This is a genomic window from Halopenitus sp. H-Gu1 (assembly GCF_041821145.1).
Lineage (GTDB): Archaea > Halobacteriota > Halobacteria > Halobacteriales > Haloferacaceae > Halopenitus.
Genome location: NZ_JBGUBC010000002.1, coordinates 1 through 22,443 on the forward strand (window position 1 = coordinate 1; position 22,443 = coordinate 22,443).

The window sequence follows — 22,443 nt, forward strand, 5'->3', positions numbered from 1 at the left end:
TCGCGTTTGTCCCATAAATATATATGTCCCGACGTTCCAGTTGGGGTTGGAGACGCAGTAATGGCTACTGGAACTGTTGCATTCTTCAACGACACTGGCGGCTACGGCTTTATCGAAACCGAGGACGCGGACGAGGACGTGTTCTTCCACATGGAGGACGTCGGCGGTCCCGACCTCGAAGAAGGACAGGAGGTCGAATTCGACATCGAGGAGGCCGATAAGGGTCCCCGAGCCACGAACCTAACGCGCCAATAACGCCAACAGCGAGACGTATCGCCTTTCTCAACTGATCGGTTCGAGAGCGATAGCGCCGTTCAACATCGGCGTCACGAGAGCGGACACGCTTCTGATCGGCCTTCACTGGTCCGGCGACCACCGCACGTCCGAGAGCGTCCGCTGGACGGCTTCCTCCCCGACGGCCTCCGCGAGGTGTTCGAATCCCTGGCGAACCGACCTGTCGTCGGCGTTCGCGACGAGCCGCGAGACGATGAACTCCGGGGTCGACTTGCCGACCGTTCCGAACCGCGGCTGATAATCGACGCGCAATGCGAGATCGCCGGTCAGTCCCTCGGCAAAGATCCCGTCGATCCGAGCCCGGTCGGGAAGCGGACTTAGGTCGTCGGCGAGGTGGGTCACGTACACGCCGAGCGCGCCGCGATCGACGGTTAAGTCGACGAGTCCGTTCAACAGATCGGCGGCTCGACCCGGTTCGGTGATCGCCTCGAACTCGTCGACGAGCATCAGGGTTCGTCCGGACTCGACGAGCGGCGGGACGATCGACTTGAGCGTCGACTCGAGTACACCGGCGTTAAACGAGGCGTGACGTCGATGAAAGACGATCCGGTCGAAGCGGCCGATCTCGGCGTGGTCGGCCGGAACTGGAAGTCCCATCGACGCGAGTAGCGCGACCGCACAAAGGGTCTCCAGAAGCGTCGTCTTTCCGCCGGAGTTGGCTCCCGTAAGGACCGTCACTCGATCGCCGGACGGGGGTCGTTTCGCTTCGGATCTCTCCCCATCGTATTCGGGAAGCGAGTGCGCTCCGACCGCGTAGGTGACCGGACGGACTTCGCCTTCAAGGAATGGATTCCGAGCGCCTTCGACGGCGAGTCCATCGCCTCCGAGGACCGGCTGCGACAGGTCGCGTTCGGCCGCGAACCGACCCAACGAGAGTTCGAAGGCAGCTTCCGAGACCACCTCGACGGCAGTCTCGACGTCCCCGTCGGCATCGTGAATCCGCTCACGGAGATCCGCCGCGACGGCCTCCTCGCGCTGTTCGAACTCCGATTCGAGATCCTCGACGAGGGATCGAAGCGTTCCCGAGACGAAATCCGCCGCATCGACCGCCTCCACGGGTGCAGCCGCGCGGATGCGTCCGGGTTCGATGGCCGTCCGATCGGCGACGTGCTCGACGACGCCGCGTTTGAACGACTCGAAGTCCCGCACCGTTCCCTCGCGAACCTCATCGATGACGTCGAAGGCGGCGTTCTCGAGGTCACGTGCTGCTTCCAGACGGTCGCGAAGTCGGTCGAGTTCCTCGTCGGCGCCTTCGAGAACCGTTATCTCGACGTCGTTGCCGTCTCCGTTTTCGCCGTCGGTTTCGGCCCGTCCACCGGATCGTCTTTGGACGTACCCGAGCGCGCTCGCGGCCTCACGGAGCGCCTCGGCGTCCAACGTCGCGATCGGAGCGAAGGGGCCGTCCTCGACTGCCACCGTCCCGAGCGCGAGGGCGGTCTCGACGGCGACTCTGTCCGTCCCGCCGGCCGCGTCGTACTCCTCGAAGGCATCGAGGACGACCGCGCGGTCGCCCTCGTCGAGACGTTCCCAGGCATCCCGCGCCGCAATCACGTCCGCGAGCCGGGTTTCGATCGCGTCCCGGTCGGAAAGGGGGGTGAGAACGCGGATCCGATCGCCGGCGTGTGCAGTAAGCGCGTAGGTCGCAGCCAGCGCGAGGAGGTCGTCGTAGACCGACCGCGCGTCGCCCGTTGCGAGGACGCCCATGCCGGCTTCGCCGTTCGCCCGCCGAAGGATCCGTGTGGCCCGTCCGCGCGGGATCCCGGCATCGACGAGAGCGCGAACGTCCGCGGACTCGATCGCCTCGACGGCCCGTTCGACGCCGAGCGTCTCTCTGAGTCGCTCGCTCGTCTTGGGACCGACGCCCCAGTAGTCCTCCAGTCGCATATCCCATCGTCCTCGCGGGGTGCCTTGGTGTTTTCGTCCGGGCCGGTGTCCCTCCGTGATCGGATCGGTATCGGATCGCGTCGTGCGATCGTCGGACGTCCGTCCGCCGACAACCAATACTTAATAGGCGCGCTCGTGACCGCATGGGTATGCAACCGACGCCAGATGAGATCACGAGCCTCGTCGGCCGCGAGGTGTACTCGAACAACGGCGTGTTCGTCGGCGAAGTCGAAGACGTCCGTCTCGACATCGAGTCCCGTGCCGTGACCGGACTCGCACTCACCGAACTCAACGTCGAACTCTTCCGGAACCGCGTCCAGTCAGGCGAGGGTGTCATCGTTCCATATCGATGGGTGCGAGCGGTCGGCGACGTGATCTTGATCAACGACGTGATCGAGCGACTGGAATCCGACGAGGAGGAATCCGGAGAAGCGGTCGTCTGAGCCGTCCCCCGTCCGCCAATCGGCGTCTCGATCGTCGACGGGCATCCCGGATCGGACATCCACCCGGCACCTGGACCCGTTGGTTCGTGAGTCGGTCGTGTCGTTATAGCGAACGGGACCGAATGACTCCGTTCCGCCGTTCCGGGCGGGGTGGTAGCTTGCAATTTCGATAACACCCAATAGGGAGGCGCGTGAGAACCTACTCGTGGCCGAACGTCCACACAGCCAAGCGGCCGAGTCGGTTCTGAAAGCCACCGACACGACCGCCGAGGGGTTGTCCTCCGAGGAGGCGCAAGAGCGACTCGCGGAGCACGGCGAAAACGAGATCACCCGTGTGAGCGAACGAACGGCGCGAGACATTCTCCTCGCACAGTTCGACAGCGTTCTCATCTGGGTGCTACTGGCCGCGGCCATGCTCTCGATCTGGGTCGGCCACAGTATCGACGCCATCCTGATACTCATCATCATCGTCGCCAATGGGGCGTTCGGCTTCCTCCAGGACTACCGGGCCGAACGAAGCCTCGAAGCGCTCCGGGAATTGACGTCGCCGACGGCGACCGTTCGACGAGACGGGTCGACGGTCGAGATCGATTCGATCGAACTCGTTCCCGGTGACGTGGTCGAACTCAAAAGCGGAGATGTCGTTCCCGCAGACGGGCGGCTGCTCGAGGAGACTGACCTCGAGATCGACGAGGCGGCACTCACGGGCGAGAGCGAACCGGTCTCGAAGTCGGTGGCAGCGGTCGATCCCGATGCGCCGATCGCCGAGCGCGAGAGTATGGTGTACAAAGGGACGAACGTCACCCGCGGCAGCGCGGTCGCCGTCATCACGACGACGGGGATGGACACCGAAGTCGGGGCCATCGCTCGGGAACTCGCAGCCACTGAGGAGACACGAACGCCGCTCCAGCAGGAGTTGGATGAACTCGGCCGTCGCCTCGGCACCGGGATACTCCTCGTAGCCGCGTTCGTCGTTCCACTGTTGTTGCTTCGTGAGACGCCACTCATTCAGGCCGGTCTGACGGCGATTTCGCTTGCGGTCGCAGCGATTCCGGAGGGACTTCCGGCCGTGGTGACGCTGACTCTCGCACTCGGAGTGCGAACGATGGCTGACGAGAACGCTCTCGTCCGCCGGCTACCGGCCGTTGAGGCGCTCGGTTCCGTCGACGTCATCTGTACCGACAAAACCGGCACGCTTACCGAGGGACGGATGACCGCCAGCAGGGCGTGGATAGCCGACACCGTTATCGACCTCGACGAGACGGGAGCGGAACTACCGAACGACCGCGCCGAACTCCTGTTGCGAGCCGGCGCGCTTTGCAACGATGCGACCCTCGAGGAGGGTGACCCGACCGAGCAGGCGCTGGTCAAGGCCGCCGACGATCACGGGTTCGATGTCGAGGCGTTGCGCGATCAACAGCCACGTACCGACGAGATCCCCTTCTCTTCGGAGAGGAAGTGGATGGGAACCATCCATGACGACGTGGGATACGTCAAGGGAGCTCCGGACGTCGTCCTCTCGAAGTCCACCCGCGTGCTCACGGACGAGGGGCCAACCGATCTCACGTCGGCGACAGCCGAGCGCATTCGCGAACAGGTCGACTCGTTTGCCGACGATGCACTCCGCGTGCTCGCAGTAGCGTATGCTGAGGATCCGGAGGACATCGAGGAGGAGTTGGTGTTCGTCGGGCTGGTGGGAATGATCGACCCCCCGCGCGAGGAGATCGCCGATGCCCTTGCGGCGACCGAGCACGCAGGCATCGACGTGAAGATGGTGACCGGCGACAACGTCCGCACTGCAGGCGCGATTGCCGCCTCGATTGGAATGGGGCGGACGGTCATGGAGGGCCACGAGATCGAGGAGTTGGACGACGAGACACTTTCTGAACGTGTCGAGGCAGTCGACGTGTTCGCCCGTGCGTCTCCCGATCACAAGGTTCGAATCCTGCGCGCACTCAAGCAGAAGGGACACGTCGTCGCGATGACGGGCGACGGCGTCAACGACGCCCCGGCGCTGAAAAACGCCGACATCGGCGTCGCGATGGGGATACGCGGAACCGACGTTGCCAAACAGGCCAGTGATATGGTCCTTCTGGACGACAACTACGCGACCATCGAGCGAGCAGTCGAACGCGGTCGAGCGATCTTCGATAACGTCTGGAAGTTCGTTGCCTATCTCCTGAGCGCGAACGTGGCGGAGGTCGCGATCGTTTTTATAGCCTCCCTGTTCGGCTACCTCATTCTCCCGGCGGTTCAGCTGCTGTGGATCAACCTTCTCACGGACGGATTGCCGGCACTGGCGTTGGGCGCAGATCCACGGAGCGGCGACGTGATGGATCGGCCGCCGCGCGACCCTGATCGGGGTATCATCGACCGTCATATGCTTGGCTTCATCGGCGGAGCCGGAACGATATCGACGGTTATCGCGCTCGGATTGATGTTCTACGTCCTCGGCGGGGCCGCCGACATCACGCCGTATGTGATGACGATGGTGTTTACGCTGTTCGTCGTTCTCGAATTCGAGAAATTATACGTCATTCGGTGGTTCCGGGATACGCCGACGTTCTCGAACCCATGGCTCGCACTCGCGGTCGGATCGTCGATGGGGTTGCAACTGGCCGTTCTGTACACCCCACTCAACGAGTACTTTGGAACGGTGCCACTCGGGATCGCCGACTGGTCGATCATCGGTATCGTACTCCTCGTCGCGCTCCCCGCGTATCTCGCTGTCGTCGTCACGATCAAACGATATCTCCCGATGGAAGACTGAGAGATGCGGATTCGAAGGACAGCCCCGGCTCACTCCCCGCCCAAGCGTATACGAACGGAGTGAGCACGACGACTACCTCGGGACACCGCCATCTGGTTGTGAATCGGGTTCGGTCACGAACCCTTTCACGGCCGGTACGGGGCACGCTTTTAGTGGGACCCGGCGTCACATCGATCTATGGCCACACTCCGGCGCGTCGTCGTCGACGTATTGAAACCTCACGACCCACCCCTCATCGAGTTCACCGATCAGATCACGGACACAGAGAGTATCGAGGGGGTTTCCTCGTCCCTTATCGAGTTGGACACCGAAGTTCAAAACATCAAGTTGACTTTCGAGGGTGAAGATCTGGATTTTGCGGCGATCGAGGACACGATCGAATCTCTCGGCGGGACGATCCACTCCGTCGATGAGGTCGCTTGTGGTGAGTATATCGTCACGGACCGTCGGACGCTACAGGATGGGTGACGAGCCATGGCATCGATGCGACAGCTTATGCGGCGTCTCCTTCGGAAGGAGGACGTTCGTGCGATCTCGCGTCGATATTTCATCTCGAACGGATTTGACGGCACGCTGACGAGTATCGGAATCGTCGTCGGCGCCGTTCTCTCGGGGGTCCCAGACGGCCTCACCGTTATCAAGATCGGGCTTGGTGCAGCAGTCGGTCTTGGAACGTCGGCCGTCTGGAGCGTGTGGGAGATCGAGCGAGCCGAAACGCAGGCGGAGATCAAGCGGATCGAACGGGCGATGCTCACGGATCTCGATGATACCCGTATTCAACGCGAACAAAGCGGTGCCCGGCTCCTGCACGCGACGATGAGTGGGTTGGGTCCGCTCATCGGTATCCTCATTCCGATAAGCCCGTTCGTGTTTGAAGGCACCCTGGTAACGATGCAGGAGGCCGCCCTCATCGCGGTCGGTCTCGGCATTGGCGTGTTAGGCGTGTTCGGAGCGTACATGGGATCGATATCCGGACAGCGATGGTACGTTGCAGCAGTTCGGATGGGAATCGCCGGATTGGTGGTCGCCGTGATCAATCTCTTCATTCCGGGATGACTCCGAATCGACTACCGATCTATTTGTCAGTACGAACCGACTATCCGATATGGAACACGCCGAATACGTGTATACGGTGGGGATGGACCAGTCGGAACTGGACGAGTGCCTTCGAGACGGCGAACACGGCATCCTCGCGCTGGCGGACGGCGACGACGCCTACGCGGTCCCATTGAGCTACCACTACGACGGCGATCGGATCCTTCTTAGAGTGAGTAGCCAGGGGGACGGTGCGGAGAAAACACGGTTTCTGGAGACGACTGATACAGCGACCTTCGTCCGGTATGGCGCCTTGAATGGCGACTCGTGGAGCATCCACATCCAGGGCGCAATCCATCCCTGGAGCGAAGATGTGGATGAGGCCACGCTTAACGAGTGGTTCCCGCCGTTTCGGATCTTCGATGAGTCGATCGAGGACGTCGAATTCACGCTGTATGAACTGGTGCTTGAATCCGTCGTCGGTCGACGAACGACTTCCGTTTCCGAGTGACGTCCGTCCTCCTCTGAACCCGTCCCGTCATCGGAGGGCGGCCACCGACCCGATCGCTAGGAGCCGTTCGAGTTCTCCGAGGAGGATCCCTCGACGCCCATCGCGTCGAAGAGTTTGCGTCTGACTGCCTCCTCGGTGAGCGACAACAGCGTATCGCGGTTTTCGTCGTTGCTCTCGATCCCGGTGAAGATCCCGAGCGGGATCTCAACGGACCCCTGTGTCGAGTGGCCGGTCGTCTCACCCATATCCTCGAAGGCCTCCTGAAGGACGCTGCCAATGTTAATACGGATGTCCTTCGATCGTGCGGCAAGGTGGATATGCTCGTCGGCGACGCCTAACACGGCAGTCGTGGTGATTCCCTCCAGATTGAGCAAGTGTTGGGCGGCCTGTGAGAGCGCGTCCCGATCGCGGATGAACCCGGCACTCGAAAAGAGATGGCTCCCCTGGACCTGCCGGTTCTGGATCGCCTCGGCGAGCACGTCGAGGGTCTCGGGTGACATCGACGGTGATTCGACCTGTTCGAGCGTGTCGTGGTTGGCGAACGGATGGAGATAGGCTGCGGCGGTCAGGTCCGCTGGCGTGGTATCGCGTTTGAAATCCAGCGTCTCCGCGCGGATTCCGTATAATAGTGCCGTGGCGACCGCCTCCGAGGGAGAGAGATCGAACTCCTGGAGGTATTTCGTGAGAATGGTCGACGTGGAGGAGACGTTGGTTCGAATATCGACGAAGGGGGCATCCAGTTCTGCCTCCGCCTCGAGGTGGTCGATATAGATATCGACGTCCGCGTCGATCGTCGCCTCCGGATCCCCCGATTTGGCGTGGTCGACGATGGCGATCGTCTCGTACTCCGAAAGGGATTGTGCCTCCTCACGCGAGAGGAGGTCGATTCCGAGCAGGTTCACGAACGCGCGGTTCTCCTGGTGGCCGATGTCACCGGGATGGAGAATGTCGGCGTCGACGTCGAACGAATCGGCGATCGCCTGCAGTGCCGTCGCGGAGGCGATCGAGTCCGGGTCCGGGGTGTCGTGGGTGAGGATCGCCATCTCGCCGTCGGTTTCGGTGAGGATGTCGCCGAGCTGGCGAGCCATATACTCGAGTTCGCCGGTCTCAAGCGACCGGAGCGCGGAGTCGGCGATGACGGTGGAGGGGTTGATGACGACGTCGGCGCCGAGGTCCCGAAGTTCGTCCTCGCTTACGGGATCGGAGGCGCGAACGACCACGTAGTGGTCGCCACCGGCATCGCGAAGCGCCTCCACGGCAGCCTTGTTGGCGTCGACGTCCGAGGCGAGAATGAGCACGATATCCCGGTCGGCGACGGCGTCCGCGACGCTTGGATCGGAGATGTCCTGCACCTTCGCGTTGAGATCCTGATCGCGGAGGGCCTCGACTCGGCTCTCGTCGCAATCGAGGATCAATACGTCCTTGTCGCGGTCGGTCAGCGATTCCGCGACGGCGTGGCCGACGCTGCCACACCCGAGGATCGCGTATCGCGTCCGTGCAGTCCCGCTCGCCCCTACACTCATGGGTATGCGGGATCGGATCGCCCCACACTTAACAGACCCGCTTGCAGTGTTCGATATCGTGCTCGATATTCGCACGGAGACGTCACGGTGATCGTCCGGGGAATGGTGCTCCGTGGGCGATCCGTGACGACGATCAGGAGCAGCCGGGAAGACGAAAGTCCTTTTATGGTGTCCGGGAAAGTGGACGATGAGGGCCGGTAGCTCAGTTAGGGAGAGCGACGGACTCTTAATCCGTCGGTCGGGGGTTCAAATCCCTCCCGGCCCGTTTTTTCGGCGACCGACACAGAGCAGTGCAATGCGATGAGAGATTCGAACCCGGGGAGTCGCGTGCAACGAACGCAGTGAGCGAGCACGTCTCTACTCGGGTCAACTCCCTCCGGCCGACGTTTCGGCTCCCTCCTGGCTCGCGGTCCAAATCTCGCCCCGCGCTTTCGTTCCCTAACCTCCTGTGAGGTAGGGAGGATGGATCGGAGCGATCCGTTATCGATTCGTGTTCGACAGCGTAGCGCCACAGTCCGGACACGTCTCGTCGTTCGTCGTCGCCGGCGCATCACACGCCGGACAGAAGATCCGATCGCACGGGGGTTCGCCCATGGCTGATCGTTTCGGCAGGATCCGAATGAAGATTGTGGCGCGATAGCTGGTGCCGACCGCGGCGATCGATACCCTACGCGTGGCCCTGCTCCGCGAGCGCATCCTCGATGGCTGCGAGCAGATACTCGACGTTCTTCGGACGAGCGGAGTACCCCATACAGCCGATCCGCCAGATGTCGCCGGCCAGATCGCCGAGTCCCGAGGCGATCTCCAGGTCGTATTCCGCGAGCAGATGGTCGATCACCGCGGCGTCGTCGATGCCATCGGGAACGCGAACCGCGTTGAGGCTCGGCAGCCAGTACTCGTCGGGCGCGTTCATCTCGAGGCCCAGATCCTGCAGGCCAGCCTTCAATCCGCCGGCGATCTCGCGGTGGCGTTCCCAGCGGTTCTCGATGCCCTCCTCGGCGACGAGCCGAAGCGCCTCACGGATCGCGTAGACGTTCGTGATCGGCGCAGTGTGGTGATAGGACCGATCGTCGCCCCAATAGCCCTCAAGTAGCGAGAGGTCGAGATACCACGATCGGGAATCGGTCTCGCGGTCGAGAACCTTGTCCATCGCGCGGTCCGAGAGCGTAAGCGGACTCGCACCCGGCGGACACGAGAGGCACTTTTGGGGCCCCGAGTACGCGACGTCGACGTCCCACTCGTCGACGCGCAACTCCACGCCGCCAAGCGAGGTCACGCAGTCGGCGATCACGTACGCGTCGTGATCGTGGGCGATCGAGGTGAGTTCGGGAACGTCCGGCTGGAGAACGCCCGTCGACGTCTCGGCGTGGACGAACCCAAAGACGTCCGGCTGATGTTCCGCGAATGCCGTCTCGACGTCGACCGGATCGAGCGGCTCCCCCCACGGCGCGTCGACCTCGACGACCTCCCCGCCGGCCCGGCGTGCCATCGAGGCCATCCGTCCGCCGAAGTAGCCGTTCGTCGGGACCAACATCGTGTCGCCGGGCTCCACGAGGTTGCCGATCGCCGCCTCCATCGAGGCGGATCCGGTCCCCGAGACGGGGATGGTCCATTGGTTGTCGGTCCGGAAGGTGTAACGCATCAGCTCTTGGACCTCGTTCATGATCTCGATGAACGAGGGATCGAGGTGACCAACGAGCGGCGTGCTCATCGCCCGCAGGACGCGCGGGTGGACATCGCTGGGGCCCGGACCCATCAGCGTTCGGTCGGGTGGCGTCAGTTCTCCGATCTGCGGCGCGTCCTCGGGTGTCCCCGGTGAGTCGGACATGCCTTCGGCTACCGAGCGACGGGTAAAAAGTTCGACGGAGAGTGATTCGGGACTGAGATGTTTCGCCGGCGACGCCGAAACTGATCGAGACCCCGGAACTTCTTGTAGCGGCGCGGCCGAGTGACGGCCATGCAGACAGTCGTTCTCGCCGCGGGAGAGGGCACGCGAATGCGACCGTTGACCGCCGATCGACCGAAGCCGATGTTGCCGGTCGCGGGAAAGCCGCTCGTCGCCCACACCGTCGAGACCGCCATCGCGGCGGGCGCTTCCCGGATCGTTCTCGTCGTCGGTTACGAGGCCGACGCGGTCCGAACGTACTTCGAGGAGGCTGACGCCGATCTCGACGTTCCGGTGACCTTCGTCACTCAGGATCGACGACGCGGGACTGCCGATGCGGTCGCCAGCGCCGTCCCGGCGCTCGATGACGGCCCTTTCGCCGTACTCAACGGCGACGCGCTCTATGAGGTCGCAGACCTCCGCTCGTTGTTCGAGTCCGGTCCCGCGGTCGGCTCGTATCGCGTCGAGAACCCCTCCGCCTATGGCGTGCTCGAACGTGGCGAACGAGGCTATCTCGAAGGCGTGATCGAGAAGCCGGACGACCCGCCCTCGAATCTGATAAACACCGGCGCATACGTCTTTCCGGCCGAGACACGGGATCGGCTCGACGTCGCCGAAAGCGATCGCGGCGAACTCGAGTTGACGGACGCGCTCCAGCGCGCCTGTGAGTCCGTTGACGTCGACGTCGTTCCGGTCGATCGGTGGCTCGACGTCGGCCGACCGTGGGAGCTCCTCGAGGCGAACGAATGGAAACTTGCGGACCTCGACACCCGTGTCCGAGGAACGGTGCACCCGGATGCGACGATCACCGGCGACGTCGTGATCGAGGACGGTGCGCGGATCAAATCCGGCGTCGTGATCGACGGACCGGCATACGTGTCCGCGGGCGCGACGGTCGGACCGAACGCGTACGTTCGAGGTGCGACGTATCTCGGTGCGGATACCAAGATCGGTCACGCGGTCGAGGTCAAAAACAGCGTCGTCGACGACGGATCGAGCCTCGGTCACCTCTCGTATCTCGGCGACAGCGTGCTCGGACGCAATGTGAACTTCGGGGCGGGCACCAACGTCGCGAACCTCCGTCACGACGGGAACTCGGTCGCGTTCACGGTGAAGGGGGACCGCGTCTCAACGGGCCGACGGAAGTTCGGCGTCGTCTGCGGGGACCGCGTCAAGACTGGGATCGACACGTCGATCAACGCCGGCGTCCGTCTCGACACGGAGACGACCACCGGACCGGGCGAGACCATCACTCGGGATCGGTGAGTCCCGTCGCGGGGATCCTTTCTTGGAATCGAATTCCGCGGCACCCACCAGATATATCACCGACTCTCACCTGTCGTGAACCGGAACATGTCACGGAACCCCCCCGAGTCGAACGCGGGCCCGGAAACCGCCGTCGTGCTCGCCGCCGGCGAGGGGCGACGGCTACGCCCGCTTACCGCCCACCGGCCGAAGCCGATGCTTCCGGCCGCAACGCGGCCGATCCTCGAACACGTCCTCGACGCACTCGTCGACGCCGACGTGAGGGACATCCACCTCATCGTCGGCTACGGCGGTGACCGCGTCCGATCACACGTCGGCGACGAGTACCGTGGTGTCGGAGTTACCTATCACGAACAGACCCACCAACTCGGCAGCGGACACGCGCTGTTGCAGGCCCGGGAGGCGATCGAGACGCCGTTCCTCGTCGTCAACGGTGACCAGATCGTCGACACGGAGATGGTCGCCGAGGTTCGGACGGGTCACGGACACGGGGCGGGGCCGGCCACCATCGCGGTCGTCGAGGCCGACAGAGCCCCACAGTACGGTGCCGTCGCGATCGAGGCCGGCCAGGTGACGAAACTCCTCGAGCAACCGGGCGGAGATGACTATCGACTGCTCAATGCGGGCGTGTACGCGCTCGAACCGGAGATCTTCGGGACCCTCGACTCGGTCGACCCACGCGACGGATCGATCCTATTGCCCGACGCCATCGCAAAACTGGTTTCGGAGGGGGCGAACGTGCAGGCAGTCCAAACCGATGCGTACTGGCGAGACGCCACCTATCCGTGGGATCTGCGGACGCTGACGCGGGAGATCCTCTCCAATCGCGACGTATCGCTACCGGAGGTTCGTCGGAATGTCTACGTCGCCGACGACGCGCGGATCCACGGGACTGCGACGCTCGTTCCTCCGGTTGCGATCGACGAGGGCGTTGTCGTTCGTGCCGGGGCCGTGGTCGGTCCACACGCCGCAATCGGAACCGGCTCCACGATCGGCTCGGGCGCGGTCGTCCGTGATACGGTGGTGGATGCCGATGGCCGCATCGGCTCGAACGCGACCGTCGTCGATCTCGTTTCCGGGGAGAACGTCCACGTCGGCGCAGGCGCCACGATTCCGGGCGGACCGGGAGATGTGCGACGAGGAACGAGAATTCACGAGGCAGTCGAGATCGGTGCAGTCCTCGCCGATCGTGGCGAACTCGGCGGCGGCTCGGTCACGGAACCGGGCACGATCATCGGCCATGACGCGCGCGTCGGACCGGGCGCGACCGTAGACGGCGAGATCGATTCCGAAAGCGAGGTGGTCCGGTAATGTGCGGGATCGTCGGCTGTATGGGCTGTCCGAACGGGACGCTGGAGACCCTGATGGACGGGCTGGGTAATCTGGAGTATCGTGGCTACGACTCTGCGGGCGTCGCGCTCGGACCCGTTCTGGAGACTCGAAAACGGGCGGGCGAACTCGATGAGCTTCGGAAAACGGTAGCCGAGGAGCCGCCGACCGGCGATTTCGGAGTCGGGCATACCCGCTGGAGCACGCACGGTCCGCCCGCCGACCGGAACGCACACCCACATACCGACGAATCGGGGCGAGTCGCAGTGGTTCACAACGGGATCATCGAGAATTATCAACGGATCCGAGACGAACTGGAGGCGGAGGGCGTCACCTTCACGAGCGAGACGGACACGGAAGTCGTTCCCCACCTCATCGCCCGCGAACTCGAGAGCGGATCGGACGCCACGAATGGGGATGGCGGATGCTCGCCCGCCGATGCCTTCCACGCGGTCGTGGATCGCCTCGAGGGGAGTTACGCGCTCTGTGTCGTGGTCGATGGCCACGAGGCGATCTTTGCCGCGAGACAGGGATCGCCGCTCGTGATGGGCGTCGACGAGCGTGCGACGTATCTCGCAAGCGACGTTCCGGCTTTCATCGAGCGGACGCGGGATGTCGTCTTTCTGGAGGACGGCCAGCGGGTTGAACTTCGACCGGACGACTGGACGGTAATGGACGCGGACCGATCCCCGGTCGAAGTCTCGGTCGAAACGGTCGAATACACCGCTGAGGCGACCGGGAAGAGTGGCTACGACCACTACATGCTAAAGGAGATCAACGAGCAACCCGACGCGCTTCGACAGTGTCTTTCCGGACGTCTCGACGAGCTCGACGGAACGATCGAGATCGAGGAGCTCTCCGACCTCGAGGAGCCGACTTCCGTACAGATCGTGGCCTGTGGGACGTCATACCACGCAGCAGTGTACGCCGCGACGTTGTTGCGTGGGGCGGGCGTGCCGGCCGCGGCACACCTCGCGAGCGAGTACGCAACCGCGCCGGCGCCGCTTGGCAAGGGAACGCTCGTCATCGGAGTCACCCAAAGCGGAGAGACCGCGGACACCCTCGCTGCGCTTCGGGAGGCGCGCGCGAGGGGCGCGAGGACGCTGGCGGTGACGAACCAGGTAAACTCGACGGCGGCTCGCGAGTGCGACGACGTCGTCTACATCCGGGCGGGCCCCGAGATCGGGGTCGCCGCGACGAAGACGTTCTCCTCCCAACTGATGGCCACCCTCCTGTTGACGGAGGATCTCGTCGGTCTCGCCGAAGATCTCGATCCACTCATCGAGGCACTCCGGGATCTCCCCGGTGCTATACAGACGGTTCTCGACACCACCGATGCCCGCGAGGTCGCCGCGGAGATCGCCGATTCGGACGCCTACTTCTTCATCGGTCGAGACAGACAGTTCCCGGTCGCACTGGAAGGCGCGTTGAAATGTAAGGAGATAAGCTACGAGCACGCGGAGGGGTTTGCCGCCGGAGAGCTGAAACACGGACCGTTGGCGCTTGTCACGCCCGCTACACCGGTGTTCGCGATCGTCACCGGCGATGGCGAGCGCGCCCGAAAGACGATCGGGAACATAAAGGAAGTCGAGGCGCGCGACGCGCCGGTCGTGGCCGTGACGGACGGTCGTTCGGAGGCGGAACGATACGCCGATCTCGTTCTCGAGATCCCCGAGACACATCCGCTTACCGCGCCCGTGTTGACCAACGTGCAACTGCAGCTCGTGTCCTATCACCTCGCCAACGATCTGGGCCGACCGATCGACAAGCCACGAAACCTCGCAAAGAGCGTGACTGTGGAGTGATCGGCGGGTCTCCGACGAGACGGAGCCCCACGGGTCCGACTCACAATTCCTATACGGCGGGATCGACTATCGAGTAGCAATGCCCGAAACGCCGGATCGATCCGGGGACCCGACCGTAACGCCCCTGGACGAACCGCCATCCTCTCCGTCAGCAGCCACTGGAGAGACGCCGAAGCCGGGATCGGTGACCGTCGTCGGAACCGCTCACGTCTCCTCGGAGAGCGTCACCGAGGTCGAAGAGACGATAGATCGCGAGCGCCCGGACGTCGTCGCAGTCGAACTCGACGAAGGGCGATATCGCCAGCTTCAGGGGGGAACGCCCGACGATCTCGACGCCAGTGATCTCCTGCGTGGCAACACCGTCTTTCAGTTCCTCGCCTACTGGATGCTGTCGTACGTCCAGTCCCAGTTGGGCGAACGGTTCGATATCGAGCCTGGCGCGGATATGATGGCCGCCGTCGAGACCGCCCAGTCGCTGGGGCTCGACGTCGCGTTGGTCGACCGCGACATTCAGACGACTATCCAGCGGTTCTGGGCCCGCATGACCATCCTGGAGAAGCTCCGTATGGTCGGTGGACTCGCCTTCGGCATCACCGATCCGCGGATCGTCGGGGTGACGATCGGACTGATCGTGGGGATTCTCGTTGGTCCCGCGATCGCGTTATTCGGCGGCTCGATCGGCGTCACCGAAGTCCTCCTCACCCGGGTTGCCGGCGGCGTACTCGTAGGAGGCGTGATCGCGTATCTCTTCGAGAGAGGATCGCCGATCGTCTCCGATCCCGACGATCGATTGTTCGTCGCGCTTGGAACCGGAATCGCGACCGCGATGGTGGTTGCGGGGACCGGCGTTCTCGATGGCCCGCTCAATGCCGTGTTCAGCCAGTTTACCATCCGTGCGATCGGCAGCCTTGGACTTGGCCTGCTTTCCGGAGTGGGCGTCGGACTCGTCATTGCCTCACTCATCGGACTCCTCGGTGGTAACGAGTTGCAAACCGAGGAGGGGATCGACGGATTGGACGTCGAGGACCTCACGGATGCGGATGTCGTGACCATGATGATGGAGGAGTTCCGGCAGTTTTCCCCCGGCGGTGCCGAAGCCCTGATCGACGAACGTGACGCCTTCATCGCGCACCGGCTCGTCGCGCTCCGCGAGCAGGGCTTCGACGTCGTTGCCGTCGTCGGCGCGGGGCACAGACAAGGGATCGAATCATATCTGGAAGACTCCTCGCGTCTCCCGGCAATGGAGACGCTCGTCGGCCACGAGCGAAACGCCGGACGCGGGATCCCGTGGGGAACGATCATCGGGTACGGCATCACGGTCGTGTTCGTCGCGTTCTTCCTCCTGCTCGCGATGGCGGGCGTCCAACGGGGGTATCTCCTGCGGGTGTTCGCTGCGTGGTTCGCGATCAACGCCGCCTTTGCGTTCACGTTTGCTAAGCTGGCCGGGGCACGCTGGACGTCCGCCGGGGTCGGCGGCGCGGTCGCGTGGATGACGTCGATCAACCCGATGCTCGCGCCCGGCTGGTTCGCCGGATGGGTCGAGCTTCGGAGCCTGTCGGTCAACGTAAGCGATATCGCCACGCTCAACGAGGTCATCTCCGATGAGACGAAACCGATGTCCCGGATCATCTCCGAGATGTTCGAGGTTCCCCTGTTTCGGCTCATCATGATCGTCGCGATGACGAACGTGGGAAGCGTCGTCGCGAGCTTCCTGTTCGCGACGTATCTACTGCCGCTGTTCGGTGCCGAACTCGGCGGAATCGACGGCGTCTCCCGATTGATGATCGAGGGAGCACGCCAAAGTGCGGAGACGATCTGGGAGGTGCTCGTAACGCGATGACTGCCCGACAAAATTCCCGTGGCGTCCGGATCGGGGGCCTTCAGTTCAGCGGCACCGAACTCAAGGATCTCCTGGTGGCCTGGATAGCACTCGGTATCGCTTTCGCGATCTTCTTCGAGGGAGGTGCGGGGGCGATCGGGTCGCTGCTTTCGCCTACCGGCATCGTCCTGGTGTTCGTCAGTCTGGCAACCGCCGGCGTGGCGTTTCTGTTTCACGAGGTCGGACACAAGGTCGTCGCGGTTCGATACGACCAGATCGCCGAGTTTCGGGCGGATCACGGAATGTTGTTTCTGGCGGTGATGTCCGCCCTTCTCGGATTCATCTTCGCCGCGCCCGGCGCGGTTCATCACCGAGGACGGATCACCCACCGCGAACACGGCCACATTGCGCTGGCAGGCCCGGCCGTGAACCTCGTGTTGAGCGTCGTGTTCGTGCCGATACTGTTCATCGGGTTCGCGACCGCTTCGGATATCCTGTCCGTGCTCGGCGCGCGTGGGGTCGCGATCAACCTGTTTCTCGCGGCATTCAACCTGATTCCGTATGGTCCCCTCGACGGGCGGACCGTGATCACCTGGAGTAAACCCGTCTGGGCGATCACGTTCGCCGTTTCGGCGATCGCGACGGTCGGCTTTCTGATCTCGGGGGCCGGCGTGTACGCGTTCTGATTCGGAGCGCGACCAGCGACGATCGAGCGAGCGGTCACACTCGCTATCCCCGCCGGCAAGCGGTGTGTTTTTCCACCGGCGCGCCACCTTCACGACTATGAGCGACGAGGAGACCACGAACGAGGAGAAACCGAGACTCACGTACGCGGACACCGGAGTCGACATCGACGCGAGCGAGGCCGCGACGGCGGCGCTCGTCGATGCGGTCGGCGACTCGAAGGGCGATTACGCCGGATTGCTCGACATCGGGGACCGATATCTGGCGCTTGCGACCGATGGAGTTGGAACGAAACTGCTCGTAGCCGAGGCGCTTGACGACTACTCCACGATCGGCATCGACTGCATCGCGATGAACGTCAACGACCTCGTGGCTGCGGGGGTTCGACCGGTCGCATTCGTCGATTACCTCGCGGTGGAGGAGCCGGACGAGACCTTCGCCGAACAGGTCGGAGATGGACTCGCCGTCGGCGCGGAACGTGCCGACATCGAGCTGATCGGCGGCGAAACGGCCGTGATGCCCGAAGTGGTCCGTGGACTCGATCTTGCCGGAACCTGTGCGGGTCTCGCCGCGAAGGGTGCCGTCTTCGAAGGCGTCGCCGAACCGGGCGATGCGATCGTCGGGTGGCCGTCCTCCGGGATTCACTCCAACGGATTGACACTCGCTCGCGAGGCGGCGACGCGAAACCACTCCTACACGGATCCCTTCCCGTATGACGGCTATTCGACGATCGGAGAAGCTCTCCTAGAGCCGACCAGGATCTACACCGATCTCCTTGACCCGCTTCGCGAACACGGCGCTCGTGGCGCCGCTCACGTCACCGGCGGTGGATGGGGGAACCTCGAACGGCTCGGCGAGAACCGCTATGCGATCGACGACCCCTACGATCCACAGTCGGTCTTCGAGTTCGTGCGAACGGAGGGGAACGTCTCCGCTGAGGAGATGCATCGAACGTTCAACATGGGGACGGGATTCGTCGCCGCGATCGATCCGGATCGGGCCAAGGAGTTGGCCGACGCGAGCGACGGTCGCGTGATCGGTCACGTCGAGGACGGGGACGGCGTGGCGATCCGCGGACTCGAACTCTGAGGCGCAGGTCGGACGGGAAAGCTGTCGCTTCCGGGAACATGGCGAACAGGGCACACGGCACACCGCTCCATCCCGGCACGTGCCACACCCGCCTTGACCGAGGATAGGTCGATCGTCAACGCACGCGGGGGCTGGCGCGCAATCGGTGATAAACCTGGCTGGAGAGTAGTGGAGGGAGGAGCACGAACGGAGACCGGCCGTCGATGATGTCGTCGTTACGCGCCGTTCGACTCAAGAGAGGTGTGCGGCGATGTCGGCCTCGGTGATTATTCCGACCGTTTCGCCGCCATCCGTCACCATGACGGCCTTGTAGTGATCGAGGAGGTTCCGGAGTTCGTCGACGGTGGCGTCGGGAGCGACGGTCGGGAACGACTCGCTCATGACCTCGCTGACCGGGAGCTCGCTTACGTCCTCGCCGGCGTGGACGATGTCGCTTTGGCTTATCGATCCGACCGGGATCCCGCTTTGTAACACGGGAAGCTGCGAGTAGGCCTCCCGTTCCATCAGTTCCACGGCATCACGGGCGGCGTCGTCGGGAGCGACGCTTATCACGTCCTCATGCATCAGATCGCGTGCCCGGACGACCTCGCCTTCCGCCTCCTCAAGCGCATTGACGATGCGCCGAAGCGTCGAGAGTCGAGGGTCGACGTCCCCGCCCTCGATCCGAGCGATCAACGGCTGTGAGACGCCCGCCGCGTCGGCGAGCTCACTTTGGGTGAGTCCGAGGGAGGTTCGACGCTCGCGCAGGTCCTGTGGGGTCGGAAGCTCCATACACGCTATAACTAACGGTTATTAGAAAAGCTTTCGGCGTCGATCTTTCTCGCCCTGGAACGACGCGTGAACGATGATCGGCGTTATTCTTCGTCGCCCTCGTCCCTCTCGACGACCTCGATCACCTCAAGCGGGACGTCACGAAGCGCCCCACCGACCTCGCTTTTCGCGATGCGGGAGGCGTGTTCCTCGCTGTCCGCGTTGAAGATCTCGATCTCGAGCAGCAGTCCGACGAGGGCCGTTCCGGCGGCGATGAACGCCGAATCGAACGGCTCGCCACAGGCCGGACACGGCGTGGCGCCGACCTCGACCTCTACGTACTGTTTGTCCGTCTCGTTGAGCCGCTTTCCGGCCTCGCTGACGGCGACGCCGATCGCGTCATCGACGTCGTCGACATCTCGAACCAACCAAGCAGCCTCCATCGCGACAAAGTAGTTGCTCATACCCGATTGAGGAGGTCCGGGGTTTCGTGCTTTGCGGTTTCCATCCGGTGTGGCCAAACCCCGGGTTTCGTGGCCGATCAATAGGCGGACGACTGAGAACCCATCCTGATACGTTATGCGGATAGTGGCTCGCACCCAGCGATCGTATCCGGAGTGGAGTTCGACGATCGGCACGACGTTCGCCGAATCGGATCGTTTTCGGAAGATCGCCGGAAGCCGCCGGGACCTCCGGACGGAACGTATATATACGGGGGAGGACTGGCGGCAATCGAAGACCGATGATAACCCGCCTGTATCGAATCCTCCGGACCGGCCTCACACAGTTGACCATCGCCTTCGGGATCGCCGTCTTCCCGTTCGCACTCGCAGCACACAGGGCTGGGATCCCGTTTTCGATCCCGGTCCGACGGCTCGTCGAGGTGGCCGGCGCGACCGAGTGACGGGTATCGAATGATGGGCACGAATGATGGACACAGCTGAGTGACGGATGCGGCCGAGTGGCGGGCATGATCCGAAACTCCCGTTGCGACCGAAGGGTTGCCTTTATCAGCGCCGGCGGCGAACGCGTACCTAATGCGAACATCGACAGGCGATCTCACGGAGGAGCTGTCCGACGACCGGCCGGTCTTCGGACCGGAGCTTGGCGAGTTCTCCGAGAGCGAGCGGCGCGCGGCGGAGGCAGGCGATGAGGAGGGCATGAAGACCGGAACGACAACCGTCGGTCTCACAACCGAGGACGGGGTCGTTCTGGCCACGGACATGCGGGCCTCGATGGGCTATATGGTCTCCTCGAAGGACGTCCAGAAGGTCGAGCAGATCCACCCGACCGGCGCGTTGACCATCGCCGGATCGGTCTCTGCCGCCCAGTCGCTCATCTCCACGCTCCAAGCGGAGACGAACCTCTATGAGGCTCGTCGTGGCAAGGACATGTCGATGGAGGCGCTCTCGACGCTGACGGGCAATCTCCTTCGGTCGGGCGCGTTCTTCGTCGTTCAGCCGATCCTCGGCGGCGTCGACGAGGAGGGTCCACACATCTACTCGATCGATGCGTTGGGCGGAACCACGGAGGAGGACTACACCGTCACCGGCTCCGGATCCCAGTACGCGCTCGGCGTTCTCGAACAGGAGTTCAACGAGGAAATGGCGATCGAGGACGCAAAGACTCTCGCAGCGCGGGCGATCGAGTCTGCCGTCGAACGGGACCTCGCGTCTGGAAACGGCATCAACGTCGCCGTCGTCACCGAGGAAGGCGTTGAGATCACTCGGCACAAGGAGTTCGACGAGGTTCTGTAACCCCGACAGACGTTCCTTACCACTCCGAGAAGCCACCGTCGACGAGCGTCTCCGACTGTTTTCGAATGTATTCGCGTTGTGTCTCCTCGACGGCCACCGCAAATGGGTCCCCGTCGTCGATCCGCTCGCTGACACGATCGCGTTTCCAACTCGCCGGCGTGATCTGCTCGTGGGCACGCCAGCGAAGCGGCGCGATCCACCGTTCGGCCTCCGAGGGGGAACAGCCCGCCGATTCGAGCCCCGCGACCGCGTGGTTTAGCAGATCCTCGAAGATCTCCTCGTGGTCGGTAGTCAGGTCGCCGTGGTTCGCGATCCAGTTGAGGTCGGCGTCAAGCCCGTCGGCGACGGCCGCATAGAAGTTCTCGTGGGCGCGCTCCCACGGAAGGTCGACGACTGGATGTTCGCGTCTCGGAAGCTCCTCCAGCAGCCCCGCGAAGGCGGCTTGGAAGGCGATCGAGTCGCGGACCGTCGGCTGGGCCGCGATCGGCCGAAACTCGATGCGCGCGTTGGCCGCAGAGCGGGTCGCCCCGTCGAAGACCGGACGGACCCACCGCCAGTAGGTACCGTGTTTCGTTCGGAAGGTCGCGAAGTCGTCGTCGAAACGCGTTCCCGGTTCGGGGTCCATCGGGACGAACGCCTCGTCCGCGGCGATCCGATCGACCGCCTCCTCCGTGGTCTCGAGGTCCGCCGGAAATCGGACCTTCGGATCGGCGGTGCGGTCGTTCAGAACCGACTCGAAGACGTGGATCCGGTTTTCGCGTGCCCCCTCGGAGAGCACGCGTTCGGCGTCCCAGTCGTCGTCATACATCTCCGGCGGGAAGAACGGCGAGTTGACTCCGAGCGCCAGGAGCGGACCCGCGATCCGGAGCGCGTACCGAAAGTGAACCGGCAGCGTCGCGGCCTGAGAGACCTGATAATGGGGCTGGATGGACGTGATTAGGCTCTCGGGCATGACCGTCCCGGTCGTAAAGGAGACGCCGGGTGCAGAAAGCCGCGTCTGCCGGTCGGTGTCATCCCCGCCGGTCGCGTTGGCCATCGCGTGATAGCGAACGGCGTCAGTCATGTTCGTCGCAATCCGGATTCCATCGATCTCGACGCTGTCGTCGAGATACTCCGTGGCCATCTCGCCGGCGGGCGGGATCGTCCAGATCCCGTCGGAGACGAGTCGCATCCCTTCTGCGGACGTACAATCGAGTGCGGCCTGTAGACGCGCTCGAACCTCCGACAGCTGTGCCTGGAGCCCGTGTTCGGAAAACGGCTGTGGGCTAGTTGACATTTCGGCGTTGTGGAGACCGAGTTCCTTCTCGAAACCGATCAACTGGAGGAGCCGTCGCGGAACGCGCATGAGCGCGTACTCGCCGGCCCGCGACTCCGCGCTCCAGCGCCCGTCGGCGACCGCGTAGAACTCGTATTCGAATCCGACGATCGACTGATGATTGTCGAAGGCACCCTCCCGAAGTCGTTGTTTGACGATCTCCGCCTCCTCGGCGGCCCGACTGGCGAACGCATCCCGATCGACGTCGAGAACCTCCCGAACGCGGGTGGAGAGATCGTGATCGGTGTCCATACCGGGTTACACAGCTACCACGGTATAAATAT

At 63.6% G+C, this 22,443-nt stretch carries 21 protein-coding genes and 1 tRNA gene; 15 read left to right on the forward strand and 7 right to left on the reverse strand.

Annotation, left to right across the window (positions count from 1 at the left end; genetic code table 11):
* The first annotated feature begins 60 nt into the window (after positions 1-60).
* Entirely contained in the window at positions 61-255 is a 195-nt protein-coding gene (locus ACERIT_RS01660; protein ID WP_373673073.1) for a cold-shock protein, read from the forward strand.
* A gap of 102 nt (positions 256-357) precedes the next feature.
* On the opposite strand, the gene ACERIT_RS01665 is transcribed toward ACERIT_RS01660, so the two are convergent.
* A complete protein-coding gene (locus ACERIT_RS01665) occupies positions 358-2,178 on the reverse strand; it encodes a DNA mismatch repair protein (RefSeq protein WP_373673074.1) in 1,821 nt (606 codons plus the stop codon).
* A gap of 149 nt (positions 2,179-2,327) precedes the next feature.
* On the opposite strand from ACERIT_RS01665, the gene ACERIT_RS01670 reads away from it, so the two are divergent.
* From ACERIT_RS01670 to ACERIT_RS01690, 5 genes are all read left to right on the forward strand, one after another.
* The gene (locus tag ACERIT_RS01670; RefSeq protein WP_373673075.1) at positions 2,328-2,621 is read left to right on the forward strand and encodes a PRC-barrel domain-containing protein; all 294 of its coding nucleotides are present in this window, start codon (positions 2,328-2,330) and stop codon (positions 2,619-2,621) included.
* A 205-nt stretch (positions 2,622-2,826) separates the two neighbouring features.
* Positions 2,827-5,391: a calcium-translocating P-type ATPase, PMCA-type gene (locus ACERIT_RS01675; protein WP_373673076.1), complete on the forward strand. Its 2,565-nt coding sequence runs from the start codon at positions 2,827-2,829 to the stop codon at positions 5,389-5,391.
* A 177-nt stretch (positions 5,392-5,568) separates the two neighbouring features.
* The gene (locus tag ACERIT_RS01680) at positions 5,569-5,859 is read left to right on the forward strand and encodes a DUF211 domain-containing protein (RefSeq protein ID WP_373673077.1); all 291 of its coding nucleotides are present in this window, start codon (positions 5,569-5,571) and stop codon (positions 5,857-5,859) included.
* Between the two features lie 6 nt (positions 5,860-5,865).
* Positions 5,866-6,447, forward strand: coding sequence for a VIT1/CCC1 transporter family protein (locus tag ACERIT_RS01685; protein WP_373673078.1), 582 nt, complete (start codon positions 5,866-5,868; stop codon positions 6,445-6,447).
* 49 nt (positions 6,448-6,496) lie between these two features.
* On the forward strand, positions 6,497-6,937 hold the full coding sequence (locus ACERIT_RS01690) for a pyridoxamine 5'-phosphate oxidase family protein (protein WP_373673079.1): 441 nt from the start codon (positions 6,497-6,499) through the stop codon (positions 6,935-6,937).
* Positions 6,938-6,993: 56 nt separating this feature from the next.
* Here the strand turns inward: ACERIT_RS01690 and ACERIT_RS01695 are convergent, their stop codons facing one another.
* Positions 6,994-8,460, reverse strand: a complete 1,467-nt coding sequence (locus tag ACERIT_RS01695; protein WP_373673080.1) for a DHH family phosphoesterase — start codon at positions 8,458-8,460, stop codon at positions 6,994-6,996.
* Between the two features lie 191 nt (positions 8,461-8,651).
* Here ACERIT_RS01695 and ACERIT_RS01700 point away from each other — a divergent pair.
* Positions 8,652-8,725, forward strand: a tRNA-Lys gene (locus tag ACERIT_RS01700).
* A 215-nt stretch (positions 8,726-8,940) separates the two neighbouring features.
* Here ACERIT_RS01700 and ACERIT_RS01705 read toward each other — a convergent pair.
* Together ACERIT_RS01705 and ACERIT_RS01710 are read right to left on the reverse strand one after the other, a co-directional pair.
* The gene (locus ACERIT_RS01705) at positions 8,941-9,054 is read right to left on the reverse strand and encodes a zinc ribbon domain-containing protein (protein ID WP_373673081.1); all 114 of its coding nucleotides are present in this window, start codon (positions 9,052-9,054) and stop codon (positions 8,941-8,943) included.
* A gap of 73 nt (positions 9,055-9,127) precedes the next feature.
* Positions 9,128-10,288 carry an alanine--glyoxylate aminotransferase family protein gene (locus ACERIT_RS01710; RefSeq protein ID WP_373673082.1) on the reverse strand — a complete coding sequence of 387 codons (1,161 nt, stop codon included), beginning with the start codon at positions 10,286-10,288 and terminating at the stop codon, positions 9,128-9,130.
* A gap of 129 nt (positions 10,289-10,417) precedes the next feature.
* On the opposite strand from ACERIT_RS01710, the gene glmU reads away from it, so the two are divergent.
* From glmU to purM, 6 genes are all read left to right on the forward strand, one after another.
* Positions 10,418-11,611 (forward strand): bifunctional sugar-1-phosphate nucleotidylyltransferase/acetyltransferase, encoded by a 1,194-nt coding sequence (glmU, locus tag ACERIT_RS01715; protein WP_373673083.1) that lies wholly within the window; start codon positions 10,418-10,420, stop codon positions 11,609-11,611.
* Positions 11,612-11,698: 87 nt separating this feature from the next.
* Positions 11,699-12,922, forward strand: coding sequence for a sugar phosphate nucleotidyltransferase (locus tag ACERIT_RS01720; RefSeq protein ID WP_373673084.1), 1,224 nt, complete (start codon positions 11,699-11,701; stop codon positions 12,920-12,922).
* The gene (gene glmS, locus ACERIT_RS01725; protein WP_373673085.1) at positions 12,922-14,745 is read left to right on the forward strand and encodes a glutamine--fructose-6-phosphate transaminase (isomerizing); all 1,824 of its coding nucleotides are present in this window, start codon (positions 12,922-12,924) and stop codon (positions 14,743-14,745) included. The genes ACERIT_RS01720 and glmS overlap by 1 nt, the downstream gene beginning before the upstream one ends.
* A gap of 79 nt (positions 14,746-14,824) precedes the next feature.
* The gene (locus ACERIT_RS01730) at positions 14,825-16,585 is read left to right on the forward strand and encodes a TraB/GumN family protein (RefSeq protein WP_373673086.1); all 1,761 of its coding nucleotides are present in this window, start codon (positions 14,825-14,827) and stop codon (positions 16,583-16,585) included.
* Positions 16,582-17,250 (forward strand): metalloprotease, encoded by a 669-nt coding sequence (locus ACERIT_RS01735; RefSeq protein ID WP_373673087.1) that lies wholly within the window; start codon positions 16,582-16,584, stop codon positions 17,248-17,250. The genes ACERIT_RS01730 and ACERIT_RS01735 overlap by 4 nt, the downstream gene beginning before the upstream one ends.
* 97 nt (positions 17,251-17,347) lie before the next feature.
* Positions 17,348-18,337, forward strand: coding sequence for a phosphoribosylformylglycinamidine cyclo-ligase (gene purM / locus ACERIT_RS01740; RefSeq protein ID WP_373673088.1), 990 nt, complete (start codon positions 17,348-17,350; stop codon positions 18,335-18,337).
* A gap of 231 nt (positions 18,338-18,568) precedes the next feature.
* On the opposite strand, the gene ACERIT_RS01745 is transcribed toward purM, so the two are convergent.
* Both ACERIT_RS01745 and ACERIT_RS01750 read right to left on the reverse strand, forming a co-directional pair.
* Positions 18,569-19,108, reverse strand: coding sequence for a CBS domain-containing protein (locus tag ACERIT_RS01745; protein WP_373673089.1), 540 nt, complete (start codon positions 19,106-19,108; stop codon positions 18,569-18,571).
* 83 nt (positions 19,109-19,191) lie between these two features.
* Positions 19,192-19,551 (reverse strand): DUF555 domain-containing protein, encoded by a 360-nt coding sequence (locus ACERIT_RS01750; RefSeq protein ID WP_373673090.1) that lies wholly within the window; start codon positions 19,549-19,551, stop codon positions 19,192-19,194.
* 278 nt (positions 19,552-19,829) lie between these two features.
* Between ACERIT_RS01750 and ACERIT_RS01755 the strand changes: the two genes are divergently transcribed.
* Together ACERIT_RS01755 and psmB are read left to right on the forward strand one after the other, a co-directional pair.
* Positions 19,830-19,991: a hypothetical protein gene (locus ACERIT_RS01755; protein ID WP_373673091.1), complete on the forward strand. Its 162-nt coding sequence runs from the start codon at positions 19,830-19,832 to the stop codon at positions 19,989-19,991.
* A gap of 133 nt (positions 19,992-20,124) precedes the next feature.
* Complete coding sequence (psmB, locus tag ACERIT_RS01760; protein WP_373673092.1) at positions 20,125-20,844, forward strand: archaeal proteasome endopeptidase complex subunit beta; 720 nt, start codon at positions 20,125-20,127, stop codon at positions 20,842-20,844.
* Positions 20,845-20,860: 16 nt separating this feature from the next.
* Here psmB and ACERIT_RS01765 read toward each other — a convergent pair whose 3' ends face one another.
* A complete protein-coding gene (locus tag ACERIT_RS01765) occupies positions 20,861-22,411 on the reverse strand; it encodes a hypothetical protein (protein WP_373673093.1) in 1,551 nt (516 codons plus the stop codon).
* Positions 22,412-22,443: the final 32 nt, after the last annotated feature.